General features: G+C 73.8%; 22 protein-coding genes and 1 tRNA gene. 9 read left to right on the forward strand and 14 right to left on the reverse strand.

The features are described from left to right. Positions 1-29: 29 nt before the first annotated feature. Entirely contained in the window at positions 30-2,726 is a 2,697-nt protein-coding gene (locus tag H9640_RS12630; RefSeq protein ID WP_191791052.1) for a penicillin acylase family protein, read from the reverse strand. A 171-nt stretch (positions 2,727-2,897) separates the two neighbouring features. Here H9640_RS12630 and H9640_RS12635 point away from each other — a divergent pair, with 171 nt between their 5' ends. The 3 genes from H9640_RS12635 (at position 2,898) to mscL (ending at position 4,631) form a co-directional block, all read left to right on the forward strand. Continuing rightward, on the forward strand, positions 2,898-3,230 hold the full coding sequence (locus H9640_RS12635; protein WP_191791053.1) for an FmdB family zinc ribbon protein: 333 nt from the start codon (positions 2,898-2,900) through the stop codon (positions 3,228-3,230). Positions 3,231-3,329: 99 nt separating this feature from the next. Next, positions 3,330-4,016: an SAF domain-containing protein gene (locus H9640_RS12640; RefSeq protein WP_191791054.1), complete on the forward strand. Its 687-nt coding sequence runs from the start codon at positions 3,330-3,332 to the stop codon at positions 4,014-4,016. A 141-nt stretch (positions 4,017-4,157) separates the two neighbouring features. Next, positions 4,158-4,631 carry a large conductance mechanosensitive channel protein MscL gene (mscL, locus tag H9640_RS12645; protein ID WP_191791055.1) on the forward strand — a complete coding sequence of 158 codons (474 nt, stop codon included), beginning with the start codon at positions 4,158-4,160 and terminating at the stop codon, positions 4,629-4,631. Positions 4,632-4,757: 126 nt separating this feature from the next. On the opposite strand, the gene H9640_RS12650 is transcribed toward mscL, so the two are convergent. The 4 genes from H9640_RS12650 to H9640_RS12665 all read right to left on the reverse strand — a co-directional run bounded on the left by H9640_RS12650 (position 4,758) and on the right by H9640_RS12665 (position 10,610). Next, on the reverse strand, positions 4,758-4,988 hold the full coding sequence (locus H9640_RS12650; RefSeq protein ID WP_191791056.1) for a hypothetical protein: 231 nt from the start codon (positions 4,986-4,988) through the stop codon (positions 4,758-4,760). A gap of 89 nt (positions 4,989-5,077) precedes the next feature. Beyond that, entirely contained in the window at positions 5,078-9,187 is a 4,110-nt protein-coding gene (locus H9640_RS12655; protein WP_318243767.1) for a hypothetical protein, read from the reverse strand. A 371-nt stretch (positions 9,188-9,558) separates the two neighbouring features. Next, positions 9,559-10,203 (reverse strand): vitamin K epoxide reductase family protein, encoded by a 645-nt coding sequence (locus H9640_RS12660; RefSeq protein ID WP_191791057.1) that lies wholly within the window; start codon positions 10,201-10,203, stop codon positions 9,559-9,561. A gap of 110 nt (positions 10,204-10,313) precedes the next feature. Continuing rightward, a complete protein-coding gene (locus H9640_RS12665) occupies positions 10,314-10,610 on the reverse strand; it encodes a hypothetical protein (RefSeq protein ID WP_191791058.1) in 297 nt (98 codons plus the stop codon). A 301-nt stretch (positions 10,611-10,911) separates the two neighbouring features. On the opposite strand from H9640_RS12665, the gene H9640_RS12670 reads away from it, so the two are divergent. Further along, on the forward strand, positions 10,912-12,156 hold the full coding sequence (locus tag H9640_RS12670) for an alpha/beta hydrolase (protein WP_191791059.1): 1,245 nt from the start codon (positions 10,912-10,914) through the stop codon (positions 12,154-12,156). A gap of 36 nt (positions 12,157-12,192) precedes the next feature. On the opposite strand, the gene H9640_RS12675 is transcribed toward H9640_RS12670, so the two are convergent. The 6 genes from H9640_RS12675 to H9640_RS12700 form a co-directional block, all read right to left on the reverse strand. Continuing rightward, a tRNA-Arg gene (locus H9640_RS12675) sits at positions 12,193-12,268 on the reverse strand. 46 nt (positions 12,269-12,314) lie between these two features. After that, complete coding sequence (locus H9640_RS12680) at positions 12,315-13,385, reverse strand: glycoside hydrolase family 6 protein (protein WP_191791060.1); 1,071 nt, start codon at positions 13,383-13,385, stop codon at positions 12,315-12,317. A gap of 207 nt (positions 13,386-13,592) precedes the next feature. Next, positions 13,593-14,792, reverse strand: a complete 1,200-nt coding sequence (locus H9640_RS12685) for an ABC transporter permease (RefSeq protein WP_318243768.1) — start codon at positions 14,790-14,792, stop codon at positions 13,593-13,595. Continuing rightward, the gene (locus tag H9640_RS12690; RefSeq protein WP_372440766.1) at positions 14,786-15,628 is read right to left on the reverse strand and encodes an ABC transporter ATP-binding protein; all 843 of its coding nucleotides are present in this window, start codon (positions 15,626-15,628) and stop codon (positions 14,786-14,788) included. The genes H9640_RS12685 and H9640_RS12690 overlap by 7 nt, the downstream gene beginning before the upstream one ends. Next, complete coding sequence (locus H9640_RS19690; RefSeq protein WP_318243769.1) at positions 15,625-16,737, reverse strand: peptidoglycan-binding protein; 1,113 nt, start codon at positions 16,735-16,737, stop codon at positions 15,625-15,627. The genes H9640_RS12690 and H9640_RS19690 overlap by 4 nt, the downstream gene beginning before the upstream one ends. Then, positions 16,734-17,348, reverse strand: a complete 615-nt coding sequence (locus H9640_RS12700) for a hypothetical protein (RefSeq protein WP_191791061.1) — start codon at positions 17,346-17,348, stop codon at positions 16,734-16,736. Before H9640_RS12700 ends, H9640_RS19690 begins: the two co-directional genes overlap by 4 nt. Positions 17,349-17,461: 113 nt before the next feature. Here H9640_RS12700 and H9640_RS12705 point away from each other — a divergent pair, with 113 nt between their 5' ends. Then, positions 17,462-18,118, forward strand: coding sequence for a response regulator transcription factor (locus tag H9640_RS12705; RefSeq protein ID WP_191791062.1), 657 nt, complete (start codon positions 17,462-17,464; stop codon positions 18,116-18,118). After that, positions 18,115-19,485, forward strand: coding sequence for a sensor histidine kinase (locus H9640_RS12710; protein ID WP_191791063.1), 1,371 nt, complete (start codon positions 18,115-18,117; stop codon positions 19,483-19,485). Before H9640_RS12705 ends, H9640_RS12710 begins: the two co-directional genes overlap by 4 nt. On the opposite strand, the gene H9640_RS12715 is transcribed toward H9640_RS12710, so the two are convergent. The 3 genes from H9640_RS12715 to H9640_RS12725 all read right to left on the reverse strand — a co-directional run bounded on the left by H9640_RS12715 (position 19,418) and on the right by H9640_RS12725 (position 22,413). Next, positions 19,418-20,896 carry an ATP-binding protein gene (locus tag H9640_RS12715; protein WP_225227135.1) on the reverse strand — a complete coding sequence of 493 codons (1,479 nt, stop codon included), beginning with the start codon at positions 20,894-20,896 and terminating at the stop codon, positions 19,418-19,420. The two genes, H9640_RS12710 and H9640_RS12715, sit on opposite strands and share 68 nt — an antisense overlap. A gap of 108 nt (positions 20,897-21,004) precedes the next feature. Continuing rightward, entirely contained in the window at positions 21,005-21,604 is a 600-nt protein-coding gene (locus H9640_RS12720; protein ID WP_191791064.1) for a dihydrofolate reductase, read from the reverse strand. Continuing rightward, positions 21,601-22,413 (reverse strand): thymidylate synthase, encoded by an 813-nt coding sequence (locus H9640_RS12725; protein WP_191791065.1) that lies wholly within the window; start codon positions 22,411-22,413, stop codon positions 21,601-21,603. The genes H9640_RS12720 and H9640_RS12725 overlap by 4 nt, the downstream gene beginning before the upstream one ends. Positions 22,414-22,521: 108 nt before the next feature. Between H9640_RS12725 and H9640_RS12730 the strand changes: the two genes are divergently transcribed. From H9640_RS12730 to H9640_RS12740, 3 genes are all read left to right on the forward strand, one after another. Further along, on the forward strand, positions 22,522-22,998 hold the full coding sequence (locus tag H9640_RS12730) for an OsmC family protein (RefSeq protein WP_191791066.1): 477 nt from the start codon (positions 22,522-22,524) through the stop codon (positions 22,996-22,998). 64 nt (positions 22,999-23,062) lie between these two features. Then, positions 23,063-24,085 carry a hypothetical protein gene (locus H9640_RS12735; protein WP_191791067.1) on the forward strand — a complete coding sequence of 341 codons (1,023 nt, stop codon included), beginning with the start codon at positions 23,063-23,065 and terminating at the stop codon, positions 24,083-24,085. After that, on the forward strand, positions 24,082-24,648 hold the full coding sequence (locus tag H9640_RS12740) for an SRPBCC family protein (RefSeq protein ID WP_191791068.1): 567 nt from the start codon (positions 24,082-24,084) through the stop codon (positions 24,646-24,648). Before H9640_RS12735 ends, H9640_RS12740 begins: the two co-directional genes overlap by 4 nt. Positions 24,649-24,773 lie beyond the last annotated feature (125 nt).

Consider the following 24,773-nt stretch of genomic DNA (forward strand, 5'->3'; position numbering starts at 1 on the left):
CCCCCCCCCCCCCCCCCCCCCCGCACCCGTCAGGGGACCAGCGTGAGCGTGTCCTTGGTGCCGGAGCGCACGGCCTCGGCCGTGAACGGCCACGCGTAGGTCTCGCCCGCGGCCCACGTGCCGAGCTGGTCCTCGTAGTGCTTGGACGCCGGGTGCCCGGAGGTGCCCGTGACGGTGACCCAGGTCGAGGCGTCCAGGTCGGCGAGGTCGACGACCATGCGCATCGACGGACCCGACGTGACCTCGAAGCTGCCCGAGGCCGCGTCCCACGACGTCGCGTTGACGATCGACGAGCCTCCCGGCATGGCCACCGTGCGGGGGTTCACGTAGGCCCGGACGAAGCCCGGGACGGCGTCGTTGTCGAGGACCACGTGACCGAGCGAGAGCGTGTGGAGCTTGCCCCACTCCCAGTCGGTCGTCTTCTTCGACAGCTCGGTCGTCAGGTCGAGGCGGGCCGAGGTGATCGCCCGGTTGAGGACCTCGTCGCGGGTCTCGACGACGCTCACGGTCTGGCGGTCGTCCCAGAACGCGTTGGTCTCGTCGGCGAGCATGTTCTGCACGACGGCGAGCCAGCGGCTGCCGCCCGCGGGACGGATGCTCTCCGGCAGGTCGTCCCAGAACGTGATCTCGAGCAGGTTGCGCCACACCGCGGCGAAGTACGCGGCCGCGGCCGAGTCCTTGTCCATGTGCTGGTCCCAGTCGGCGAGGAGGTCCTGCCCCTCGGCCGCGAAGTCGTTGCGCACCCCCTTGCTGTTCTCGATGTCCTGCTCGAGCAGGAGGGGCACGAGGGCCGCGGCGTACGGGCTCCAGTCGTCGTTCTGGATCTCGTTCATGGTCTGGACGTCGACCTTGCGGCCCGAGTCGATCTCCTCCTGCAGGAGGGTCCGGATGCGCTGCGAGCGGTAGCCGTAGTCCCAGTCCGTCGTGAGGAACGGGGTGGTCCCTGCCGGGAGCACCGCCTGGTTCGCCGCGACGACGAACCCCTCCTCGGGGTCGACCACGCCCGGCATCTGCGCGGCGGGCACGTAGCCGGTCCAGTCGTAGCGCTCGTCCCACCCGGGTCGCGGCCACGTGCCGTCCGACGGCACGGGCCCCTCGACGTTCGCGCGCACCGGGATCCGGCCCGGCGCCTGGTAGCCGATGTGCCCGTCCGTGGTCGCGAAGACGATGTTCTGGGCGGGGACCTCGAACAGGGCCGCGGCGGCCTTCATGTCCTCGGCGTCCGCCGCGAGGTTGAACGCGAAGACGGCGTCGGCGGTGCGGCCGGGCTCGAGCGCGGTCCACCGGAGCGAGACCTCGTAGTCGCCGAGAGGGGTGCCCTCGGTCGGTGAGGCCGCGACCTTGTCCATGGGCAGGACCGTCGAGACGATCGGTCCGTGGACCGTCGAGGCGACCTTGAGCTCGACGTCCTCGCCGCCGTTGACCTTGATGGTCTCGGTGCGGGTCTCGAGAGGCTCCCAGTCGTCGCCCCGCAGGTACGTGTCGTCACGCACGCGCTCGATGAAGAAGTCGGTGACGTCGGCGCCCATGTTCGTCAGGCCCCAGGCCAGGTCGGCGTTGTGCCCGATGATCACGCCGGGGAAGCCCGCGAACGAGAACCCCGAGACGTCGAACCCGCAGGCCGGGCTCACCTCGTTGCAGTGGAGGCCGACCTGGGCCCACACGCTGGGGGCCTGGAGGGACAGGTGGGGGTCGTTGGCGAGCAGCGGCTTGCCGCTGGCCGTGTGCTCGCCCGAGACGACCCACGAGTTGGACCCGGTGCCCTCGCCGCGTCCGACGAGCACGGGCACGGCCGCGAGCGCGGCGTCGGCCGCGGCGACGGCCGACTGGAGCTCGCTGCCCGCGAGGGTCGGCGCGTACGCGGTCTGTTCCGCGCCCTCGACCTGGACGGGTTCGCTCGTGGTCGGCACCTCGGACGGGTCGAGGATGGGGAGGTTCGCCTGGGCCGGGTACGCGGGGAAGAGGGTGCCCACACGGGCCACGTCCTGCGCGACCTTGGCGGGGTCCTGGGCTCCGCTCGAGGCTCCCGCGAAGCCGCCGTACGCGATGGCGCGCTCGAGCTCGTCGTCGTAGTTTCCGCGCAGGTCCCAGGCCATGGCCTTGAGCCACGCGAGCGAGTCGATCGGGTCCCAGGGCTCGGGGTCCGGCACCGAGACGCTCGTGCCGAGCACCGTGTACTCGAGCGCGATCTCGCTCGGGTCGCGGTCATCGAGGTAGGCGTTGACGCCGTCCGCGTAGGCCTGGAGGTAGGCCTTGGTCTCGGGGGCGAGGATCTTCCACTCCTCCTCGGCGACCAGGCGCCAGCCGAACGTGCGCGTGACCTTGTCCGCGTCGATCGCGACCTGGGAGTCGCCCACGAGCTCGGCCAGACGACCCGCGGTCACGTGGCGGCGGTAGTCCATCTCGAAGAAGCGGTCCTGCGCCTGGACGTAGCCCTGGGCGCGGAAGAGGTCCTCGGGCGTGTCGGCGTAGATCTGCGGTACGCCCTGCGCGTCGCGGAGCACGCTGACCTCTGCGTCGAGGCCCGTCAGGGTGAGGGTGCCGTCGGTCTGCGGGAGCGGTCGGCGGACGGTGACGACCGTGAACACCGACGCCGCGACCAGGAGCACGACGACGAGCGCGGCGATCGCGATGATGCCGCGACGGGCGCGAGAACCTCCCCGGCGGGCAGCAGGGACGGGCGGCGGGGGGTCGCCGTGGACTCCGGCGGGGACATCAGCAGACACGGTGCGAGACTACCCCGGGCGGGCCAGGCGTATGATTAGCACTCAGAAGACCCGAGTGCCAGTCCGGCTGTGTCCTGCCGTCGACCCGACGCGCACGCCGGACGCCGCGGAGCAGGCTCGCACCCGCCCCGTGACGACCGCACCCACCCCCGCGACCTCTGAGGAGAGACCGTGCCCACCTACGCGTACACGTGCACTGCCTGCGGCCACGCCTTCGACATCCACCAGGCGTTCACCGACGACGCGCTCACCGTGTGCCCCGAGTGCGGCGGTCGCCTGCGCAAGGTCTTCTCGTCGGTCGGCGTGACCTTCAAGGGCTCGGGCTTCTACCGCACCGACTCGCGCTCCTCGAAGTCGTCGAGCACGGGCTCGACCACGCCCGCGACGCCCGCGAAGTCGTCCGACTCGTCGAGCAGCTCGTCCTCGGGGTCGTCGAGCACCGGGTCGTCGTCGAGCGGTTCGTCGTCGAGCTCGTCGGGCTCCTCGACGCCGTCCGCGAGCTGACCGCACTCCGGACCGTGCACAGGTAGGCCCCCGAGGCGCCTGTCCACAGGCCGCCGCGCCGCGCCGCGGGCCGCCCCGGCGGGCACCTAGCGTCGCCGCATGGCTCCTCCTGCATCGACCGCGACCGGCCCGTCGGGCCGCCGTGCATCCACTGCCCGACGGCGCCTGCGCGCCCTCGTCTGGCGCGCACGTCTCGTGGCGCTCGCCCTGGGCTGCGGACTGGTCGCCGCCGTCGTGGTCGACCGCCTGAGCCCTCCCCCGCCGGACACCCGGCCCGTGGTCGCGACGGCGCGTGCGGTCGAGGCCGGCACGGTGCTCGTCGAGGAGGACGTCACGGTCGTGCACGTCGCGGCCGCGCTCGCCCCGCAGACCTCGCTGACCAGGGTGAGCGACGCCGTCGGGCGAACCACCTCGGTCGCCCTGCCGCCCGGCCAGACGCTCTCCCCCTCGCTCGTCGCCGCGGGCGACCTCGCCGCCATGGCCCCCACCGGGACCGTCGTGGCGCCCGTGCGGCTCTCCGACCCCGACGTGGCGGCGCTCCTACATCCCGGCGACCGGGTCGACCTGCTCGCGGCCACGGCCAGCGGCGAGACCGGGACCGGCAGCCACCTCGCGCGGCGCGCCCTCGTGGTGGCGGGGACCCCGGCGGCAGCCTCGCCCGGTGGTCTGCTCGGTGGCGGGACGCCCGAGGGCGGCGTCACGCTCGTCGCCGTGCTCCCGCAGGAGGCCGCCGCGCTCGCCGGGGTCGGCGACTGGGGCGGCCTGTCGGTGGTCCTGGTGCCCTGAGCCGGACCGCGGCCTCCGAGACGTGCGGATGCGCGCCGCAACGAGCATGGAAGGATCACGTCCGGACCTCGCTCGTGCCACGGGCGCCGCCGCGAGACCGCCGCGCGCACCCGGTCCGCGCCCTCTCGAAAGGAACCCCGTATGCAGAACGTGTTCAACGGCTTCAAGGACTTCGTGCTCCGCGGCAACGCGATCGACCTCGCGGTCGGTGTCGTGATCGGTGCGGCCTTCACCCAGGTCGTCACGGCGATCGTCGACGGCCTCATCAACCCGCTCGTCGCGGCGATCTTCGGCAAGCAGGACCTGAGCAAGGTCTGGACGTTCGAGGTCAACGAGGCGATCTTCAGCTTCGGCCTCGTCCTCGACGCGCTCTTCAAGTTCCTCTGCGTGGCAGCGGCGCTCTACTTCGTCATCGTGCTGCCCATGAACCACCTGGCGGCCCGGCGCAAGAAGGGCGAGGAGGCCGCCCCCGCGGCCCCCGCCGAGGACGTCCTGGTGCTCCAGGAGATCCGCGACCTGCTGGCCGCGCAGAACGCGCGCGGCGCTGGTCCCGCCGGTCCTGCGACGGGCACCGGCCCGTTCGGCGGCCCGACCGACGGTCCTGGCGGCCCCTGACCGCTCACGCGCCGTCCACGAACGCCCCGCCGGTCTTCCGGCGGGGCGTTCGTACTCGGGCCACGCCACACCCGCAGCGGGCGTCGAGCGGGACCGGCAGAGCAGGCAGAGCAGGCCGAGCGACCCTCAGGACCAGTGCGGCGGCACGTCGCGCAAGAGCTCGGCGTCGTGGCTGTCGGTCGACGCGCCCGGTCGGACGTCGCCCCAGACCGCGGCGTCGTCGTCGGACCCCAGGCCCGCGACGCCCGCCTGCTCGGTGCCCGGGCGCACGACGCGGCGCGACCGACGGCGCGGCGCGGTGGGCGCTGCCGGGTCGGCCGGGGCGTCGGGGGCAGGGGCAGGATCGACGGGGGTCACGACCCCATTGTCTCAGCGCCCCGGCCGGCCCCGACGCGTCCCCTGGCCCCCGCCGGCCACGATGCGAACGGCCGACCCCGGCCGACCCGTCAGTCCGTCCCGAACTCGTCGTCCGCGACCGTCGGCACGACGACGATGCGGTCGCGCCCGCCCGTCTGCGCGATCCCGCCGATCTCCGGCAGCCGCGCGTCGCGCACCGCCTGGACGACCCGGCGGATGCGCTCGGCCTCCTTCGCGGGGTCGAGGAACGCCGCAGCGGACCACACCTGCGCGACGACCCAGCCCGTGCGCTCGAGACGCTCGGCGAGCTGGCGGTCGCGCACCCGCACGCTGCGTTCGGCGACGTAGGCGTCGTCGTCGGTCAGGACCGCGACCAGCAGCTCGCCCGGGATGTCGGGGTGACCGACGACCAGCGGGATCCGGTCGCCGCCGACCACGCCGTAGTCCGTCTCGACCACGAGCCCCGCACGCCACAGGCGCTCCGCGAGGTCGATCACGAGCCGGTCGGGGTTGCCGCCCACGTCCACGCCGTTGCCGAGCGTGACCTGGTCGGCGCGGCCGCTGCGCTGCTCGGCGAGGTCGAGGACCTCCGCGAGGAGCTTGGCCCCGCGCCCGCGCAGACGCTCGGGGTCGAGGTCGGACGCCGTGAAGCACGTGACGACGTGCAGGCGCCGACGGGTCGAGCCCAGGGTGTCGAGGAGCATGGCGTCGCCGCCCGGTGCGTTGAGCACGCCGAAGCGGTGCAGCACGCGACCGTGCGGGGTCCGCCCGTACCCGATGGACAGGACGATCGCGTCCCGGGTGAGCCCCGCGACGCCCGAGACCTCGGCGACCACGACGGGCTCGGCGCGAGCGCCCGAGAAGAACACGGCCAGGGCCGGGTTCTGCCGGACCTCGCCGAGGAGCGCGTCACGGATCCGGTCGGCGTGCACCGAGCTCACCGTGACGATCGCGAGCGACTCCTCGGGTCGGGTCATGGCGTGCTCGATCGCGATCTCGACGACGCGGTCGACCTCGGCCTGCGTGCTCTCGACCGCCCCGGACGCCGGGTCCGGCATGCCGGCACCGTCGACCAGGTCGAGGTGGACGAGCGGCTCGGCCCGGGGCAGCGGGCTCGGGCGCAGGACGCCCTCGTAGCCGTGCGCGGCGAGGAAGGCCGTGAGGTAGGGGTCGCGGCGGGTCCCGCCCGCGGACAGGGCGACGGTCGGCAGGATCTCCGCGAGCTCGCCCACGGTCGTGCCCGAGGCGGCCCGCGGGTCGCCGAACACGACGACCTGACGACCGCGCGCGAGCGAGGACAGGACCAGCTCGACCGGGATGTGCTGCGCGGCGTCGAGGATGACGAGGTCGACGGTGCGCGTCGGGGTGAACAGGTGCGGCACCAGGGTCGGGGACGCGACGACGCACGGCCGCAGACGCCGCAGCACCTCGGGGTAGCGCTCGTGGGCGTCGCGCAGGCTCGTCATCCGGCCTTCGAGGAGCTCGGTGAACAGCGCCTCGGCCTCGGCCCGGTGGTCGCGCATCGCGGCGCCGAGGTGCTCGCGCACCGCGAGCCGGACCGGGGCGGACAGTGCGGCGACGTGCGTGCGGTCGAGGTCGCGGAACCGGCGTGCCAGCGCTTCGAGGCCCGCGCCGTCCTGGCCCGCGAGCGCCGGGTCCTGCGCGAGGATCTGCTCGAACACCGAGCTCCACCAGGCGAGGTCGAGCTCGGGTCCCACGAGCTCGGGCTCGACGCGGCGGGCCGAGAGGTCGTCGAGCAGGTCGCCGAGGCCCTCGTCGCGCAGGGTCCGCAGCGCGGAGGTCCGCGCGGGCAGGTTGTCGAGGGCCTCCTGGTCCTCGCCGAGGCTCGCGAGGCGCACGGCCAGCTCGCTGATGGGCAGGTCGAGCAGGTCGGACCCGACGGGGGTCGTGGCGAGGACGGGGTCGAGGTACTCGAGGTCGATCCGGACGGCTTCGTACGTGTCCTCGATCGCGGCGAGCCCCTCGGGGAGGGTCGGCCACCCGCCGCGCGGGCACTGCGCCTGCCAGACCGCGCGCTGCGCCTGGACCTGGATGAGCGCGGCGTGCAGGTCGGGGACGCGGACGCCTGGGCGGAGCATGTCCTTGGCCTGCCGGCGCAGGCGTCGGCGGAGCCCCCAGCCCATGTCGATGCCGTTCTCCGCGCGCCACTCGCGCGTGCCCGTCGCCTCGACGAGGTCGGTCGCGGTGCGCTCGAAGATCATGGGTTGGAACGCGTCGAGCGTCCCGCGCATCCCGCCGAGCATGCGGAGCTGGTCGCCCCACTGCCGGACGGTCGTGGCGGTGGTCAGCCCCGTCGTCGTCGCGACGGAGGCCACCTGCTCGCGGAGCTGGGGCAGCGTCTGCCCCGACAGCCGCTGGACCCGCAGCAGGGCGTCCTGCGCGTTCTCGGCGCTCGTGATGTCCGCGCCGAACCAGGGCGTCGACGTCGAGCGGAGCGTGAAGGCCCCGACCTCGGCGGCGCGCACGAGGCGGGCCGAGAGCTCGGCCCGGCGCTCGGCGCCGATGCGGACCGTGACCTCGGGGCCCAGGCGGACGGTCGTGCCGGGGGCGGGGCGCTGCGCGGTGAGCCGGGCGAGGGCCTGCAGTGCCGCGTAGGCGGACACGCCCCAGGGCTCGCGGACCAGGTGCAGGGACTCGATGTAGCCCGAGAGCTGTGCGCGCGCACCCAGCAGTCCGTCGCGGACGCGCGCGACGGCGTCGGTGTCGACCGTCTCCCCCTCGGCGGCCATGGCCCCCAGGAGGCGCTGCGAGGCCGTGGTCCGCCACGTGGGTTCGGGGGCGATGTCGAGCAGCAGCCCGTCGAGGCCGAGCGCGGCGAGCCGGGTCGAGAGGGTCTCCGCGGAGCGTCGGTGGCCCGGGACGTAGAGGATGCTGCGGCCGCTCGCCGCGGCCTCGGCGACGACGGCTGCGATGGTTCCTGCGGTGTCGGCCCCGGGGGGCGCGTCGACGAACAGGTGGCTGCCGGTCGCGAGCGCGTCGATGACGTGCCGCTGCGCGGGGTCGAGGTCGCCCACGCCCCGCTCCTGGGTCGGGTCGGCGTCGCCGACGCGCGGGGCCGGGAGCTCGCGCGCGAGCGCGGTCGCGGCCTCCTCGGAGCCGGCGAGGGCCGCGACGACCTCGTGCCGTTCGAGGCCCGACGCCAGCTCGTCGAGGTCGTCGACGAGGACCTGGCCGGGGTGGACGAAGGTCCCGACGAGGACGCGCTGCGCGAGCTCGAAGTCCCCCAGCACGGCCTTGCCCACGGCGGTGATGCGGGCCAGCGCGTCGGAGGGGTCGAAGCCTGCGGGCGTGAACGCGCTGCGCGCGAGGGTCACGGGGTCGATCAGGCCGCCGTGGGCGCGCAGCGTGCGGGCCAGGACGGGGTTGATCTCGACGGTCGGCTCGAGCGTGAGGTCGTAGTCGGTCTCGCTGTCGCCGCGCGGGGTGAGCGTGAGGGGGCGCAGGAGGACGGGGGCGCGCACGGTCCGCGGGAGGGTGGGCTCGGCGTCGGGTCCTTCGGCGCCGTCGCGCGCGGGCCCCTCCCCCTGCCCGACGGCGCCGCTCCCCGTGGGCGGGGTGGTCGCGGTCTGCGCCGGGTCGGCCGGGTCCTCGGCGACGGGTCCTGCGGGCAGGCCCGTCGCGCCGTCGATGGTCCGGCTGTACGTGGTGCCCGCGACGTGCGCGAGGGCGGCGACGTCGTCGGTCGCGAGGCGCGAGGGTTCGCCCTCGGTCCAGGTCGTGACGCCGATCGCGAGGTAGGTGGGCGCGACGCCGTACCGCTGGGCGTGCTCCTGCGAGCGGACGACGACCGCGCGCGCCCGGCGTCGGGCGGCAGGCAACGACGCGCCCTCGCGGAACAGGTTGGACAGACGGGTCGGGCGCCCGGCGAAGAGCTGCGCCACCCCCGAGGGGTGGGCTGCCGTGAGGTCGACGACCGCGTCGCCCAGCAGGCCGATGTCGGCGAGCGACGACCCGCCCGCGAGCTCGACGAGCGAGGCCCGCCACGACCGGACGGCGTCCTCGACGAGCTCGGCCGTGGTCGGCGCCTCGACGAGGGTGGGCCTCGCGAGCGTGGTGGGGCCGTCGACGTCCGGGGCCGCACCGCGGGCGGCACGCTCGTGCGCGTCCTGGTCGGTGAGCGGCCGGGCGGGATCGGCCACGGTCTCGCGGGCTGATGGGTTGCGGGCGGCTGCGTTCACTCTCGCACGCTAACCGCCCGGTCGGCAGGATCGGGGACCGGCACGCCGTGGGCGGTGACTTCTGGTCGGTCACGGGGCCGAGGGCCGCGGACCGGGAGTTCTGAGGGGGGACGGCGCCTGCTACCTCGCGTGCGTCGTCGCACGGGGGGAGGGCCGGGAAGAGTGAGAGGACGGTGCGCACCGCGCAGGGGGCAGGCGATACGCACCGTCAGAGATGATTCTGCAAGGTCTTCGCGCATTCGTCAAATGTGAGGACGACCACGGTGACGCAGAGATGGACAAGCGTCCAGTTAGATGCGGCGGATTGTTCCTGGACGACCGAGCGGCGCCGTCGGGCCGAGGACCTCCCCCGGCCCGACCGCTCGCGGTGCTCAGCCGAAGAGCTTGGACCCGTGCTTGAGCAGGACGCCCGCGATCATCAGGACGACCCACGTCGCCGTCAGGAACACGTCCGCGTCCGAGCGGACGAAGGACAGCGCACGCTCCTGCGCCCTGGCCGGCAGGTACAGGTTGTCCTCGATGATGTTCCAGTGCAGCAGCGTCATGAAGACGAGCGTCGTCGAGAGCGTGACCAGCAGGCACCAGGGGCACAGCGCGCCGATCACGAACATCGACTGGTAGAAGAGCCAGTAGGCGAAGATCAGGCCCAGCGCGTACACGACCTGTGCGGAGAACATGAACCAGCGCGGGAACCGCACCCCTCCCAGGCTCGCGACCGCGATCGTGATCACCACGGGCTCCGCGATCAGCCCCAGGAACGCGTTGGGGAAGCCGAACAGCGACGACTGCCACGCGACCCCGACAGCACCGCAGGACAGGACCTCGTTGACGTTGCACGAGAGCTCGGCCGCAGGGTTCGCCGCGAGCAGGACCGCGTCGTAGGACAGGACGAACGAGGCGGTCAGGCTGATCAGCGCGGAGACCAGCATGGTGCCGAACACCCACTGCCTGCTGTGCCGGAACCCCTCGATGCCCGGCGGGTCGGTCCTACGGTCGTCGTGCAGAACGTCGCTCATGCGTGATGCCCTTCCGGCGATGGCCCCCGGCCATCCCCGGAAGCCCCTCCAGCCTAGAGGGGGCCGCCGCGCTGAACCCGCTGGTGGGGCGTCTCGCGGACGGGTCGCGATCAGCAGATGGACGAAGGTTTGTCGAAGGCCGAGAGCGGACGTGCGGTCCGACCGAGCGGGTCTTTGTCATCGGCCCCGTAAATGTGCATGGAGAACGGCTCATCAATGCGCGCGGCGACAGCCAGAAATAGCACCCGGGGAACCGCGAGGCCGATGCGCGGCGCCGTGGACATCGATTCCGGAAAGGTGCGACGAATCGTCTGCCCGCGATCGTGGAGGATCCGCCGCCCCAGCCACGCCTCACCATGGCGACCTGGTGACACGTCGGCCCGGGCACGCCCCCAGGTCGGGGACATGAGGTCCGGTGATCGTTGCCCGTCCCGCCGGGGCTGCTCGGGGAATCGCCCACAAAAGTGGGCGCTGCCGAAAACTCGCACCCGGTCCGAGCCGTCCCGGATCTCCTACCGATCCGGCACCCGCCAGGAATTCAGTTCGCCTTTCAACTACTTTGAGCCGGTGCGGCGCGAGCCGCATTCGCCCGCCGCGCTGAAACCAGGCCGCCGCTGCGACCGGACGGCCCGGCGCGCACCTCCGGGCGCGCCGGTGTAGACCGGGAACCAGGGGTGCGCCGCACCCACCGGCAGCGAAGGAGCCGCCATGCCCATCGGGTACCTCGTGCCCGTCCTGCTCGTCGCCTGCTGCACGACGGCGTCGCTCACCCCCGCCCGCCGACCTCCTCGGCTGGGACGCCTCGCCTTCCGGATGAGCGTCCTCGTCAACGAGCAGCCGTTCGCCCTGCTCCTCGCCCTCGGTGCGATCACGGCGGTCGCGGTCGCCGACGGCGACCTCGGGGCAACGGGAGGGCGCGTCACGCTCGTCCTGGCCGTGCTGACGGCGCTCGGCCTGCTCCTGGTCGCCCGACGCGGCCTGCGGGCGGCGCCCGTGCTCGACCATGCTCTGGTCGACGACCTCCACGTGGGGCCGGGCACGGTCACGAACCGCCGCCTGCCCTGGACGCAGATCCTCCTGGCGCCGTTCGCGGTGCGCCGGCGCGACGTCGAGCGGCTGGCCGACCTCGCCTATGGCGAGGAAGTCGAGGGTGGGGGCGGCGGGGGCGGCGACGTCGGGGACGACGGGAACGTCGGGGAGCCAGGTCGCCGGGAGCGCCGGCTCGACGTCTACCGCCCCCGGTCGCGTCCGGCCGACGGCCCGACTCTCGTCTACTTCCACGGCGGCGGCTACGTGAGCGGACGTAAGGAGCTCGAGGCCCGCGCGATGCTGTCGCGGCTCGCGCGCCGCGGGTGGGTGTGCGTGAGCGCGAACTACGGCCTGCGCCCGACGACGAACTTCCCCGGGCACCTGATCGACGCCAAGCGGGTGCTCGCCTGGGTCCGGGCCCACGGCGCCGAGCACGGGGCCGACACCTCCCGCGTCCTCGTCGCGGGCAGCTCCGCGGGCGCGCACCTCGCGTCCCTCGCGGCCCTCACTCCCCGCGACCCGCGGTTCCAGCCCGGCTTCGAGGACGCCGACACCACCGTGGTCGGGGCCGTGTGCCTCTACGGCTACTTCGGCGAGTACTACGGCAGCGGCCGCGACCCGGGTGTCGAGTCGGCGCCGGGCGACTACCTGCGACCCGACGCGCCCCCGTTCCTCGTGGTGCACGGCGACCAGGACACCCTGGTCCCCGTCGAGGGGGCGCGGCACTTCGTCGCGGGACTGCGCGGAACCTCGACGAGCCCGGTCGTGTACGCCGAGCTACCCGGGGCGCAGCACGGGTTCGACCTGTTCCACTCGATGCGGTTCGACGCGGTCGTCACGGCGGTCGAGGAGTTCGCGGAGCGGGTGGTGGTGGCGCAGGACCGGGCGCCCGAGGTGCCGGTCGAGCGGCACGAGGAGCGGTGAGGCGGGATGGTCCCGACCTGATGTCGCGGGGTGTGGTGGTGCGCCTGGCCAGATTCGAACTGGCGACACCCGCTTTAGGAGAGCGGTGCTCTATCCCCTGAGCTACAGGCGCGTGGGCGCGAACACGGCGGATCGGGCCCGGTGGGACGCCCGACAGCCTAGCGTCCCGGCCCGGCAGTGTCCCAACCCGCGCGCTCCACGAGCCCGATCGCGTACTCGGGCCAGAACGTGCCGGCGGCCGGGTCGCCGCGGTCGCACTCGCCGTCGGACTCTCCGGGGACCTTGATCCAGAGGTACGCGTCGAGGGCGCTGCCGTCGTCGACCGCACCGGGCTTCTCTCCGAGCGCCCGACCTGCGGGGTTGCACCAGTCGAGCGGCCCGTCGCCCAGGGGCCCGAGCCCGTTGCGCGACGTGTCGACGACGTAGTGCGTCCCGAGGAGCGCGGCGAGCCGGTCGGCGTAGGCGCGCTCGTCGGCCGTGGTGCGGTAGTTGGAGACGTTGGTCGCGAAGCCGCGGGCGTCGTCGATCCCGGCCTGCCGCAGCCGGTCGGCCATGGTCGGTGCGTCGACCCACGCCGAGTTCCCGGCGTCGAGGTACACGCTCGCGCCCGCGTCCGCGAGCGCCGCGGTGGCCTGGCGCAGGAGCCCGGCGCGGTCGCCCTGCTCAGGGCACGCACCGAGGTCGGGCAGGGCGTCGGGTTCGAGCACGACGGCGGTGCGTGTGCCGCGCAGCCCGTCGGCGACCGCCTGGACGAACGCCGGGTACTCCTCGGGGGTCAGGCCGCCCGCGGAGAAGGACCCGCAGTCGCGGGCTGGGATCGCGTAGAGCGTGACGATGCCGGTGCGTCCGGCCTGGTTGGCGGCGGTCGCGTAGTCGCGCACGAGGGTCTCGGCCTCCGCCGGCGCGAACCAGTCCCCGACCCACAGGGACGCGCCCGCCTCGCTGATGACGTCGAGCGCCGCGGCGGCGTCGGGGTCGCTCGTCCGGAGCGCCTCGGCGGCGTGCACGGACTGCGTGTCCGGGTGGGCGTAGGGCGCGCCCGCCAGGAAGGGGTTCGCGTCGGCGCCGACGGGCTCGACGGGGTCCGCCGGGGGTGCCTCGACCGCGGTGGCATCGGGCTGCGTCTCGGCGGGCTCGGACACCCCGGGAGAGCACGCCCCCAGCCCGACGGCGAGGATCGCCGCCCCGAGCGTGGTCGCGGTCAGGTGTCGGTCGGCTCGCGCGCGCATGTCTCCCCTGTCGTCGTGCGGGCGACCGGACCGCGTGGGGCGGGCCGCCTCGGGCCGACGGCGCCCGGCGGTGCGGCGACGGCGGCTCGCACGCTACGCCGTCGGGGGCGTGGCTGCGCCGCCGTCCCACGGTGGTGGACGCCCGGGGGGTTGTCGGAACGAGCGTGAGCCCTGGCTCACGCTCGTTCTGACGACCCGCCGGGCGGGTCAGACCGCCGTGAGCGCCTCCGTGGGGGACATCCGTGCTGCCCTGACCGCGGGGTAGAGGCCCGCGACCGCGCCGATCCCGAGCGTCGCGACGAGCCCGCCCACCACGACCACGGGCGGGACGGAGACCGGCCACTCCTGGGACGTGGCGTACCCGGCCGTGATACCGATCCCGATCAGGACCCCGGCGGCCCCGCCCATGAGCGAGAGCACCAGCGACTCCACGAGGAACTGCCCGCGGATCTGACCCCGGGTCGCGCCGAGCGAGCGGCGCAGGCCGATCTCGGCGCGTCGTTCGAGGACCGAGATGACCATGGTGTTCGCGACCCCGATCCCGCCCACGAGCAGCGCGACCGCCCCGAGCCCGACGAGCAGTCCCGTGAACGCCTCGTCGGTGGCCTGCTGGGCCGCGAGCGCGTCGGACGGGCGTGAGACGTCGACCTCGTTGGGCGCCTGCGGGTTGGCCGTGGCGCCGAGGACACCGCGGACCTGCTCGACGGCGTCCTCGCGGGTGCGCGTGTAGATCATGGTCGGCAGCTCGTCCCAGTCCAGGTAGGTCACCGCGGCCTCGCGACCCACGAGCGCACCCAGGTCCATCTCCGGGGCGAGCGGCACGGGGTCGAGGATGCCCACGACCGTGAACCACTCGCCGCCGATCCACACCTTGACGGCCGGGTCCGGCGTCGTGATCCCCAGGCGCTTCGCGGTCGTGTGCCCCAGGACGACGGCCGGGTACCGCGCCGTCGCCTCCGAGAGCCAGGCGCCGTCCGCGACCGTGCCACCGACGGACTCGAGCAGGTCGAGGTCCGCCGCGTAGACGCCGATACCTCCCGACTCCCCCGTCGGGACCAGGTCCGAGCGGTACGCCTTGGCGTCGAGCTGGGCTACCGACGTCGCGTTCTCGACCGGGGCGATCCGCCGCACCATCTCGACGGACTCGGGCGGCAGGGTCGCGGCCTCCCCGAACAGGTCGGTCCCGGGCGCGACGCGCAGGAGGTTCGTCCCGAGGGCCGTGAGCGTCCGGTCGAGCTCTGCCCTCGACGAGCTCGAGATCCCGACGACCGCGACCATCGCCGCGATGCCGATCGCGATGCCCAGGGCCGAGAGCACGGCCCGCAGCGGGCGGGTGCGCAGCCCGGTCGCGCCGACGCGCAGGACGTCGGGCGGGCCGAGGCGCGCGGGGCGCAGCGTGGTCAGCACGGTGCCTCCTCGTCGGTCGCCGTCGCCGGGACGTTCGCGAGGACGGTTCCCGCACCGCTCGGGGGCAGGGTGCCGTCCGCGACGATCTCGCCGTCGCGCATCGCGACCTGCCGGGGCAGGGAGGCTGCGAGCTCGCGGTCGTGCGTGATGATGACGACCGTCGTCCCGGCCGCGTTGAGACCCTGCAGCACGCCCATGACGCCGGCCCCGGCGGCCGTGTCGAGCGCGCCCGTGGGTTCGTCGGCGAGCAGCAGGGGCGGGTCCCCGACGACGGCGCGCGCGATCGCGACGCGCTGCTTCTCGCCGCCCGACAGCTCGTGCGGGCGGTGCGTCGACCGGTGTCCGAGCCCCACGCGCTCGAGGGCCTCGGCGGCCCGACGGCGTCGCTCGCGTCGCCCGACGCCCCGGTACAGCAGCCCGTCGGCGACGTTGTCGAGGGCCGAGACCCCGACCGCCAGGTGGAACTGCTGGAAGACGAACCCGATGCGGCTCGCGCGCAGCGCGGACACCTCGCGGTCGTCGAGGTCCTCGACGAGGAAGTCGTCGATCAGGACCCGGCCCGACGTGGGCCGGTCGAGCGTCCCGATGACGTTGAGCATGGTCGACTTCCCCGAGCCCGACGGCCCCACGATCGCGAGCAGCTCGCCGCGGTGGACGTCCAGGTGGACGTCGCGCAGCGCGGCGACCCCGCCCGGGAAGACCCGGGAGACCTCGTGCAGGGTCACGACGGGCCCGCCGCCCGCGCCGGGGTCGGTGCCCGGCGAGCCCGCGCCCGTGGCGGTGCCCCAGGTCTGCGGGTGGGCGACGGCGTCGCGCGCCACGGCGAGCGCGCTCACGACGGCATCCCGACGACGTCGCCCTCGACCACGTCGCCCGTGATCTCGACGCTCCCGTCGGCGAACATCCCGGTCTCCACGGCCACGATCCGGCTCGTGCCGTCCTCGACGACCTCGACCCCGTACCCGCCCTCGGCGAGCGCGAGGAGCGCCGCGACGGGCACGGTGAGGACGTCGGGGCGCTCGGCCGCGACGAACGTGACCTTGACCGAGCCGGGGTCGGCGTCGGTCCCGTCGGGGAGCGTCACGGTCACGGGGACCGTGGTCTTGTCGGAGGCGCCGGGCATGCCGCTCTCGTCCTCGACGACCTCGGGACTCCCGACGGCGGAGACCACCGCTTCCGTCGTCGCACCTCCCGGCAGCTCGACCGTCACGGTGCCGCCCTCGACGGCCCGGTCGCGGTCGCTGATGTCGAGGTCGACCGAGATCGCCCGGTCGACACCCGTCGTCGTGAGGATCTCCGCGGCAGCGGCGTCCCCGACGCGCACCTTCAGGGCGTCGACCCGCACCGGTCCTTCGGCCACGAGGACGTCGGACGGACCGACCGTGCCCGTCTTCTCGACGCCGCGGTCCTTCTGCCACTTCGTGACCGCCTGGGCGGTCGAGCCCGTGAACTTCGTGTCCACGGTGAAGCCCGTGTAGCCGAGGGCCTTGAGGTTCTCCTCGAGCTGGCGCACGTCCTCGCCCTCGGCGCCCGTGCCCAGCTCGCGGTACACGGGCAGCGTGCCGAGCAGGAGGACGGTCGGGCGTTCGTCGACCTTGAAGAGCACTCCCCCACGGTCGACGACGTCGCCCACGTCCGGCAGCCACGTCACCGTCCCCCCGCCCCCACCGTCGGCTCCGCCGGCCCCCTGGTACCCGCGAGCGACGGCCTCGCCGTGGCCGAGCGTGCCCTTGACCGTCGAGCGCTGCACGAGGGTCTGCCGGGTCACGGTCGCGGTCTCCTCGGGACCGGTCGCGGCGGGTGCCGGGTCGTCCCCGCGGCCGAACCCCGTCAGTGCCAGCACGATGCCCGCGCCGATCACCACGGTGCCCACGATCCCACCGACCACCAGCCCGCGGCGGCGCTTCGGAGCGGGCGCCCCGGGCACCGCGCTCCGGCGGCTCACTCGCCACCTCCGGGCACGCTCTCGAAGACACCGAGCCCGGCGGACCCAGGCTCGTTGCACGCTTCGAGCGCGGTCTCGAAGGCCGCGATGTCGTCACCCACCTCGCCGGCCGCGGTCATCCCGCCGTTCGGGTCCGGGTCGGGCATGTCCATGCCGTGCTCGCGCATGCACTTGGCGAACTCACGCTGGGCCTCGAGGTCCTCGGGGGTCATCTTCATGGGCTCCCCGCCGTTCGGCATGAACTCCCTGCAGGCGTCGAAGGCCGCGTCCATCTCGTCCATGCTGCCCGCCTCGGCGGTGCCCGACGTGACCGACAGCCCCCCGTCGGTGTCCGGGTCGGGCATGTCGACGCCGTTGTCGCGCATGCAGCTCGCGAACTGTCGTGCCATGTCGTCGCGCTCGGCGTCGGTCATGTCCTCGAACGACTTCTTGTCCTCCCCCGGGCTGGTCTCGCCCTTCCCGCCGCCGGCGCTCGCGACGTCCGGGGCGTCGTCGGGCGCGCAGGCCGAGAGCGTGACCGTGAGCAGGGCGACGACGAAGGCCGCGGCGGCCGAGCGACGGCGCGCCACGGGGCGGGCCGTCCCACCAGGGCGGGTCTGGGAGCTGTTCATGATGATCCTCACGTCGGGAACGGGTTCAGGAGCAGTCCACCCGCCCCCCTGTGAGGCCCTCGTGAGCCGCGACCTCACAGAGATCTCACAGTGCTCACCGTCATGCTCCTGGTGTGCGAGTACTGGTGGTGGAGGACGAGGAGCTCATCGCGCAGGCCGTCGCGACGGGCCTGCGACGCCTCGCGATGGCGGTCGACGTCGCGCTCGACGGGCACGAGGCCCTGGCCCGGATCGACGTGAACGCGTACGACGTCGTCGTGCTCGACCGGGACCTGCCGGGCGTCCACGGCGACGACGTGTGCCGAGCGATCGTGGCCTCGGACGGGGACTCGCGCGTCCTCATGCTCACGGCGTCGGGCGGAGTGCTGGACAGGGTGACCGGGCTCGACCTCGGCGCCGACGACTACCTCGTCAAGCCGTTCGCGTTCGCCGAGCTGAGCGCCCGCGTCCGCGCCCTGGGACGCCGCGCCCGGCCGGCCGCCCCACCCGTGCTCGAACGCTCGGGACTGCGCCTCGACACGAGCCGGCACGAGGTCTACCGCGAGGGCACGTTCGTGCACCTGTCGCGCAAGGAGTTCGGCGTCCTCGAGGAGCTGCTGCGCGCCGACGGACGGCCGGTGTCGGCCGAGCACCTCCTCGAGAAGGTGTGGGACGAGAACATCGACCCCTTCACGGGCGTCGTGCGCTTCACCATCAAGCAGCTGCGCCGCAAGCTCGGGGAGGCGTCGCTCGTCGAGACCGTCACGGGCGTCGGGTACCGGGTCCCGTGAGGCTCCCCCGCCTCGCGCTTCGCCCGACCCTGCGGGCCCGGCTCACGGCCGTCTACGCCGTGGCGTTCGTCGTCGCGGGTGCCGTGCTCATCGCGGTCCTGTACGTCCTGCTCGCGACGGCGATCGACCGGCAGCCCGTCGACTCGGTCGGCCTCGCGGTGGGCGCGGTCGAGGCGTCCGGCCTCGGTACGTACTCGACCCTCGACCCGTCGCTGACTGCCGAGCTGACCGCGGGGCAGACCTTCCCGCTGCACGCCGCGGAGACGGTCGACCCCGCGATGCCCCTCTCGTCCGCGGCCGACCCGTTCGCGGACCTGCGCCGGGTCGTCGAGCTCAACAACCAGGAGGCCCGCGACGCCACGCTGCGCAACGTGCTCACGTGGTCGATCCTCGCGCTGCTCGGGATCGGGGTCCTCGCGGTCGGCTTCGGGTGGGTCATGTCGTCGCGCGCGCTCGCCCCGCTGCACCGGATCACGGCCACGGCCCGCCGCGTCGCGGACGACAACCTGCACGAGCGCATCGCGCACACGGGCCCCGACGACGAGCTCAAGGACCTCGCGGACACGTTCGACCAGATGCTCGAACGCCTCGACCGGGCGTTCGACGGCCAGCGACGGTTCGTCTCGAACGCGTCGCACGAGCTGCGCACCCCGCTGACGATCACCCGTACCGTCCTCGAGGTCGCGCTCGACGACCCCGGCACAAACGACGACGCGCGCCACCTGGGGACGACGCTGCTCGCCGTGAACGCACGCCAGGAGCGCCTCATCGAAGGCCTCCTGACGCTCGCCGCCGTGGACCAGGCGCCGCTCGTCCCCGAGCCCGTCGACCTCGCCGAGGTCGCCGCCCAGGCCCTCGCGACCGCCGGGATCGCGGCCCGGGACGGCGGCGTCGACCTGCACCTCGACGCCGAGACGACCCCGACGCAGGGCGACGCGGTCCTGCTCGAACGCCTCGTCCAGAACCTCGTCGACAACGCCGTGCGCTACAACGAGCCGGGCGGCCGCGTGGCCGTCGCGACGCGCCCCGGACCGGCCGGCTCGGTCGAGGTCGCGGTGTCCAACACGGGCCCCGTCGTGCCGTCCTACGAGGTCGAAGCACTGTTCGAGCCGTTCCGGCGGCTCGGCCGCGACGGCGCCGTGGCCGACCGCCGCGGGGGCTACGTGCGCGGCGGCGTCGGGCTGGGGCTGTCGATCGTCCGCTCGGTCGCGGCCGCCCACGGCGGCCAGGTCACGGCCGAGCCGCGCGAGGGTGGCGGCCTCACGGTGGTCGCACGCCTGCCGGGCACGCGGGGACCCGTCAGCCCGGCATCGGCACCGGCACGTCCGAGCCGCCCTCGACCGTTCGCCGCGCTCCCATCTGGATGATCGCCGGGGCGGGCACGAACCCTCCCGCGACGAGCGCCTCGCCCTGCCGGAAGAAGGGCGTGGCCGCGAGGAGCTCGGGCGGCGCGAAGCCGAAGACGGCCTCGAGCTCAGCCAGGTCGGCGGGCGAGCTCATGCGCATGACGATCACGTTGTCGCACTGCGAGAGCACGTTGGGGTGGATCTTGGAGGGCCGCTGGGTCGAGAGCAGCAGCCACAGCCCGAACTTGCGCCCCTCGGCCGCGATCTGGATCACGCGCTCGGTCGTGAGGCGCTGGAGCTGGGTCGCGGGCTCGGCCGAGACCACGTTGTGCGCCTCGTCGATCACGACGAGGCGCGGCTTGCGCTCGGCCCGGCCCGCCCACAGGTCGTCGAGCAGCGCGAGCGAGACCGCGAGCTGCTCCTCGTGCGTGTGCAGGCTGCCGAGGTCGACCACCACCGCGCGCGGCCCCTCGTCGAGCACCTCGCTGACCGACTGCCCGACACCCGCCCACACGTCCCAGTCCAGGATCCCCAGGTTCTCGACCCGCTGGGCGAGGCGCAGCGCGTCGGGCTCCCCCGTCGCGCGCAGGGCCGAGGGGATCGAGTGGGGGTTGAGCATGCCCTCGGCCGCGATGCTCCGGTGACCTGCCGCGGCCGCGCCGACCGCGCCCGCGAGGTCCCCCGGCCCCTCGGCGCTCTCGAGCATCCGCAGGAACGTGTTGTACTCGCCGCGGTCGGTCAGCGGGTCGAGCTGCAGGACGGCGGCCTGGCTCGCGGCCTCCATGGCGGTCAGCCGGGCGGTCACGGGGTGGTGGTCGCCGTCGTTGCGCAGGACGCGCACGTCGAGCTCGCCAAGACGCGCGGCGTCGTCGGGCGACGCGGTCTCGAGCAGCTCGCCGATCCGCACGAAGTCGGAGTTCGGGTCGAGGATGACCATGGGCAGGTCGGTGTCGATGAGGAGCTGTTCGAGGAGCACCCCGAGCGCGTACGTCTTGCCCGACCCCGACTGCCCGCACAGGAACGTGTGCCGGTTGAAGCGGTGCGGCTGGAGCAGGGCGTCGACGTTCCCGCGGCTGTGGTGCAGCTCGCCGATGCGCAGGGTCGCGCGCTCGCGCGCCTGGAGCGCCTCGAGCACGCCGGCCCCGGCAGGCGCGAGGTCGTGCGACGTGAACGGGTCGCCCCCGGACCCGGCCACCGTGCCGTCCGGGCGCAGCTCCCCGAGGACCCGCCCGTGCCCGACGGCGTCACCCGCCTTGGTCGCACGCGTCAGGACCTGCCCCATCACCAGGGCGTCGCCGGGGTGCTCGGCCGCCTCCGGGAACGTGACGCCGATCGTCACGAAGTCCCCCGGCCCGATGCTCGACTCCCTCGGCAGGCGGTACGTGAACCGGCGTCCGTCGAAGGACTCGGCGAGCGTGGTCTCGGTCGTCATGCGGGGCCTCCGGGGTCGCAGGTCGCGGTGCACGACAAGGATCGACCCGCATGCCCGGAAGCGCACCCGCAGACGAGGACGCGGCCGGGTTGGTCCGGCCCTGCCCGGCTAGGGCCGTCGCTCGTACGTGCGGAACCGGAACCTGACGCCGTCGGCCGAGGCCTGCCATCCGTCCCCGTCCGTGCCGGGATCGCTCGACGCGCCGCCCGCGAGCGCCCAGTCACCGTCCGGACCGGCCCCGAGCGCGGGCGCGAAGGCGTCGCCGTCCACCACGAGGTCGATCTCCGTGACCACGCAGCGGTCCGCGAGGGGCAGGGTCGCGGCGTAGACCTGCGCGCCGCCCATGACCCAGAGCTGCCCCGAGCCCGACTCCTCGGCGGCGGCCGACGCGTGCGCCAGCCCCTCCTCGACGGACGGGGCGACCACGACGCCGGTGCCGGTTCCGCCCGGGTGGGCGGCGCCGTCGGGCACCCAGCCCTCCTGGCGCGTGACGACCACGTTGAGCCGTCCCGGCAAGGGACGGAAGCGCGGCGGGAGCGAGTCCCACGTGACGCGACCCATGACCACCGGGTGACCCGTGGTGACGCGGCGGAAGTGCGCCAGGTCCTCGGGCAGGTGCCACGGCATCCCGCCGCGGGCACCGATCACGGGACGGCCCGCGGCGTCGCGCGCCTGGGCCCAGACCAGCCCGAGCGCCGGACGGCTCACACCGCCACCGGGGCCTTGATCGTCGGGTGGTGCTGGTAGCCCACGACCTCGACGTCCTCGTACGTGTAGTCGAACAACGAGTCGCGCGGAGCCAGGCGCAGCGTCGGGGCCGGATAGGCCTCACGGCTGAGCTGCTCGCGCACCTGCTCGACGTGGTTGTCGTAGATGTGGCAGTCGCCGCCCGTCCACACGAAGTCGCCGACCTCGAGCCCTGACTGCGCCGCGACCATGTGCGTGAGCAGCGCGTAGGAGGCGATGTTGAACGGGACGCCCAGGAACAGGTCCGCGCTGCGCTGGTAGAGCTGGCACGAGAGCCTGCCGTCGGCGACGTAGAACTGGAACATCATGTGACAGGGTGGCAGCGCCATGCCCCCGAGCTCGCCCACGTTCCACGCCGAGACCATCATGCGGCGCGAGTCCGGGTTGGTGCGCAGGGTCTCGAGGACCTGGCTGACCTGGTCGACGTGCTGGCCGTCGGGCGTGGGCCACGAGCGCCACTGGACGCCGTAGACGGGGCCGAGCTCGCCGTCCTCGTCGGCCCACTCGTCCCAGATCTTCACGCCGTTCTCCTGGAGCCAGCGCACGTTCGAGTCGCCGCGCAGGAACCACAGCAGCTCGTAGACGATCGACTTCAGGTGCACGCGCTTGGTCGTCACGAGCGGGAAGCCCTGCGACAGGTCGAAGCGCATCTGGTGGCCGAAGACGCTGCGCGTCCCCGTCCCCGTGCGGTCCGACTTGTGCGTCCCGGTCTCCAGGACGAGCCGGAGGAGGTCCTCGTAGGGCGTGGGAATCGGCTGCTGCTCAGGCATGTTGCGAGTGTAGGCAACCCGATCACCGCGGCGCGCTCCGGACCACCGGGCGTCCTGCGGTCCGAGCACCCGGATCGGCACGGCCCCGAGGATGGGAAGATCAGCAGCATGACGAACCCCACAGCCGCCGAAGAGATCCCCGCGTCGTCCCCGTCACCGACGGACGCCCTGTGGGTCGAGCGCACCGGCACCCGCACCTACACCGGCTTCTCGGCGCGCGGCGCGAGCGTGTCGATCGGCCCCGCGAGCGCGGGCGCGGTCTTCACCCCGGGCGAGCTCCTCAAGATCGCGCTGGCCGCGTGTGCGGGCATGAGCAGCGACGCTCCCTTCGCCCGCCGCCTCGGTGACGACTACGAGGTGACGATCCGCGTCGACGGCGCCAAGGACATGGCCGAGGACCGCTACACGGCCATCACGGAGCACTTCGAGATCGACCTGACGGGCCTCGAGGACGACGCGCGCGAGCGTCTCCTCAAGGTCGCGGACCGCGCGATCGAGACCACGTGCACCGTGGGGCGAACGGTCAAGAACGGTGCGACAGTGGAGCACACCTTCGGCCCGGTCGTGGGTGCGGTCGGCGAGTGATCGCCGCCTGACCCCGCGGCCACGGGTCGTGGGGTCACCAGGAGCCACAGGAGGGAGTCGTCCGATGGGTCGCAAGAAGAAGGACACCGACGCCCAGATGGCCGTCTGGGGAACGTCGGACAGCGTACGACCCGTGCCGCAGCCGCACACGCGCCTGACGGCCGTCCAGGACGTCCCCGAGGGGGCGCCGACCGACGACTGGGGAGACCTGCGCGGCACGCCCCTGCTCGACGCCGCCCTGGACAAGGCGGTCACCATCCCGTCGTCGGCCATCCACGCGCACGTCGACGGCCTGCGCCGCCGCAACCCGCACGCGACCCCCGCGCAGATCATCGGCATCCTCGAGCGCGAGTACCTCATGGTCATCGGGACGGCCGGCGGCGCGGTGGGGGCGGCCGCGGCCTTCCCGGCCGTCGGCACGGGCGTGGGCATCGCGCTGACCGCGAGCGACGTCGCGACGTACTTCGGGTCCTCGGCGGCGTTCTCGCTCGCGGTCGCGGACGTGTACGGCTTCGAGGTCGACGACGCCGCGCGCCGCCGCGCCCTCCTCCTCGCGTCGGTCCTCGGGGACAAGGGGTCGCAGCAGGTCGAGAAGGCTGTGGGCGGGTCCGCCATGGCCTGGGGCAAGGTCCTCATGACGAGCATGCCGTCGAGCACGATCAAGCAGGTCAACAAGGCCCTGACGAACAAGTTCCTGCGCACGCAGATGGTCAAGCACGGCGGCCTCGCGATCGGGCGGCTCGTGCCGTTCGGCGTGGGTGCGGTCGTGGGGGTAGCGGGATCGCGGGCCCTCGGCAAGACCGTGATCAGCCAGACGAGGCGGGCCTTCGGTCCGCCTCCCCTGGGGTTCCGGCCCGTGCTGGAGGTCGTCGAGGTGCCCGACGGCTCCGCTCCCCCGCTGCTCGTCCCCGCACCTGCCGACCGGCTCGGCGTCGTCGACGCCCCGGTGCCGGGTGCGGGACCGGGAGTGGTCGACGAGGCCGCCGAGCGAGCCGCCGCACGACGGGCCGGTGGCAGGACCGGGGCGGACGGCCCGCCACGGGGCATCCGGTCGGTGCGGTGGCGCCGCCCCAAGAAGTCCTCGTGACACCTGGGGACAAGGCGGGGGTTCGCACGCCCGGACGGGTCGAGCTCACGCACGTGCTCCCGATCAGCGCCGAGCGCGCGTTCGCGCTCGTCGCGGACGTACGGACGCACCCGCGGTGGGTGCCGCTCAGCCGCGGTGTGTTCCACGGGGCCGGTGGCTCACCGGTGCCTGCGACGACCTGGCGGCCCGGGGTCGGGGCTGAGTTCACGATGGTCTCGGGACCGTTCGCCCCGCAGGGTGCGCCGGGCTTCCCCGACCGGATGCGGATCACGCGGTGGGAGCCGCCAGGGGCCGAGGGACAGGCAGGTCGCGCGACCTACCTGAAGCTCGGGCCGGCGCTGCTCGGGGAGGCGGGGATCGTCGTCGTGCCCCTCGCCGGCCATCACCTGCCCGCCGCGTCGCCGCACGAGCCGGTCGCCCGGTGCGCCGTGACCTGGTGGGAGGACGTGTACCTCGCCGGCCCGCTGCCCAAGGCCGTGACGGCCCCGTTCGCCGCGCGCGTGCTGGACCTCATGATCCGGCTGTCGCTGCGCCGTCTGGACCGGATCGTGGCCCGGGGCTGAGGCTGAGGCCGAGCCCCTCCACGGTGCCGGTGCCGGTGCCGGTGCCGGTGCCGGTGCCGGTGCCGGTGCCCAGCATGCGGTTGGCGTCGGCCGAACATGCGGTTGGCGTCGGAATCCGACTGGAT

It is taken from the genome of Oerskovia gallyi, from assembly GCF_014836745.1.
Classification (GTDB): Bacteria; Actinomycetota; Actinomycetes; order Actinomycetales; family Cellulomonadaceae; genus Oerskovia; species Oerskovia paurometabola.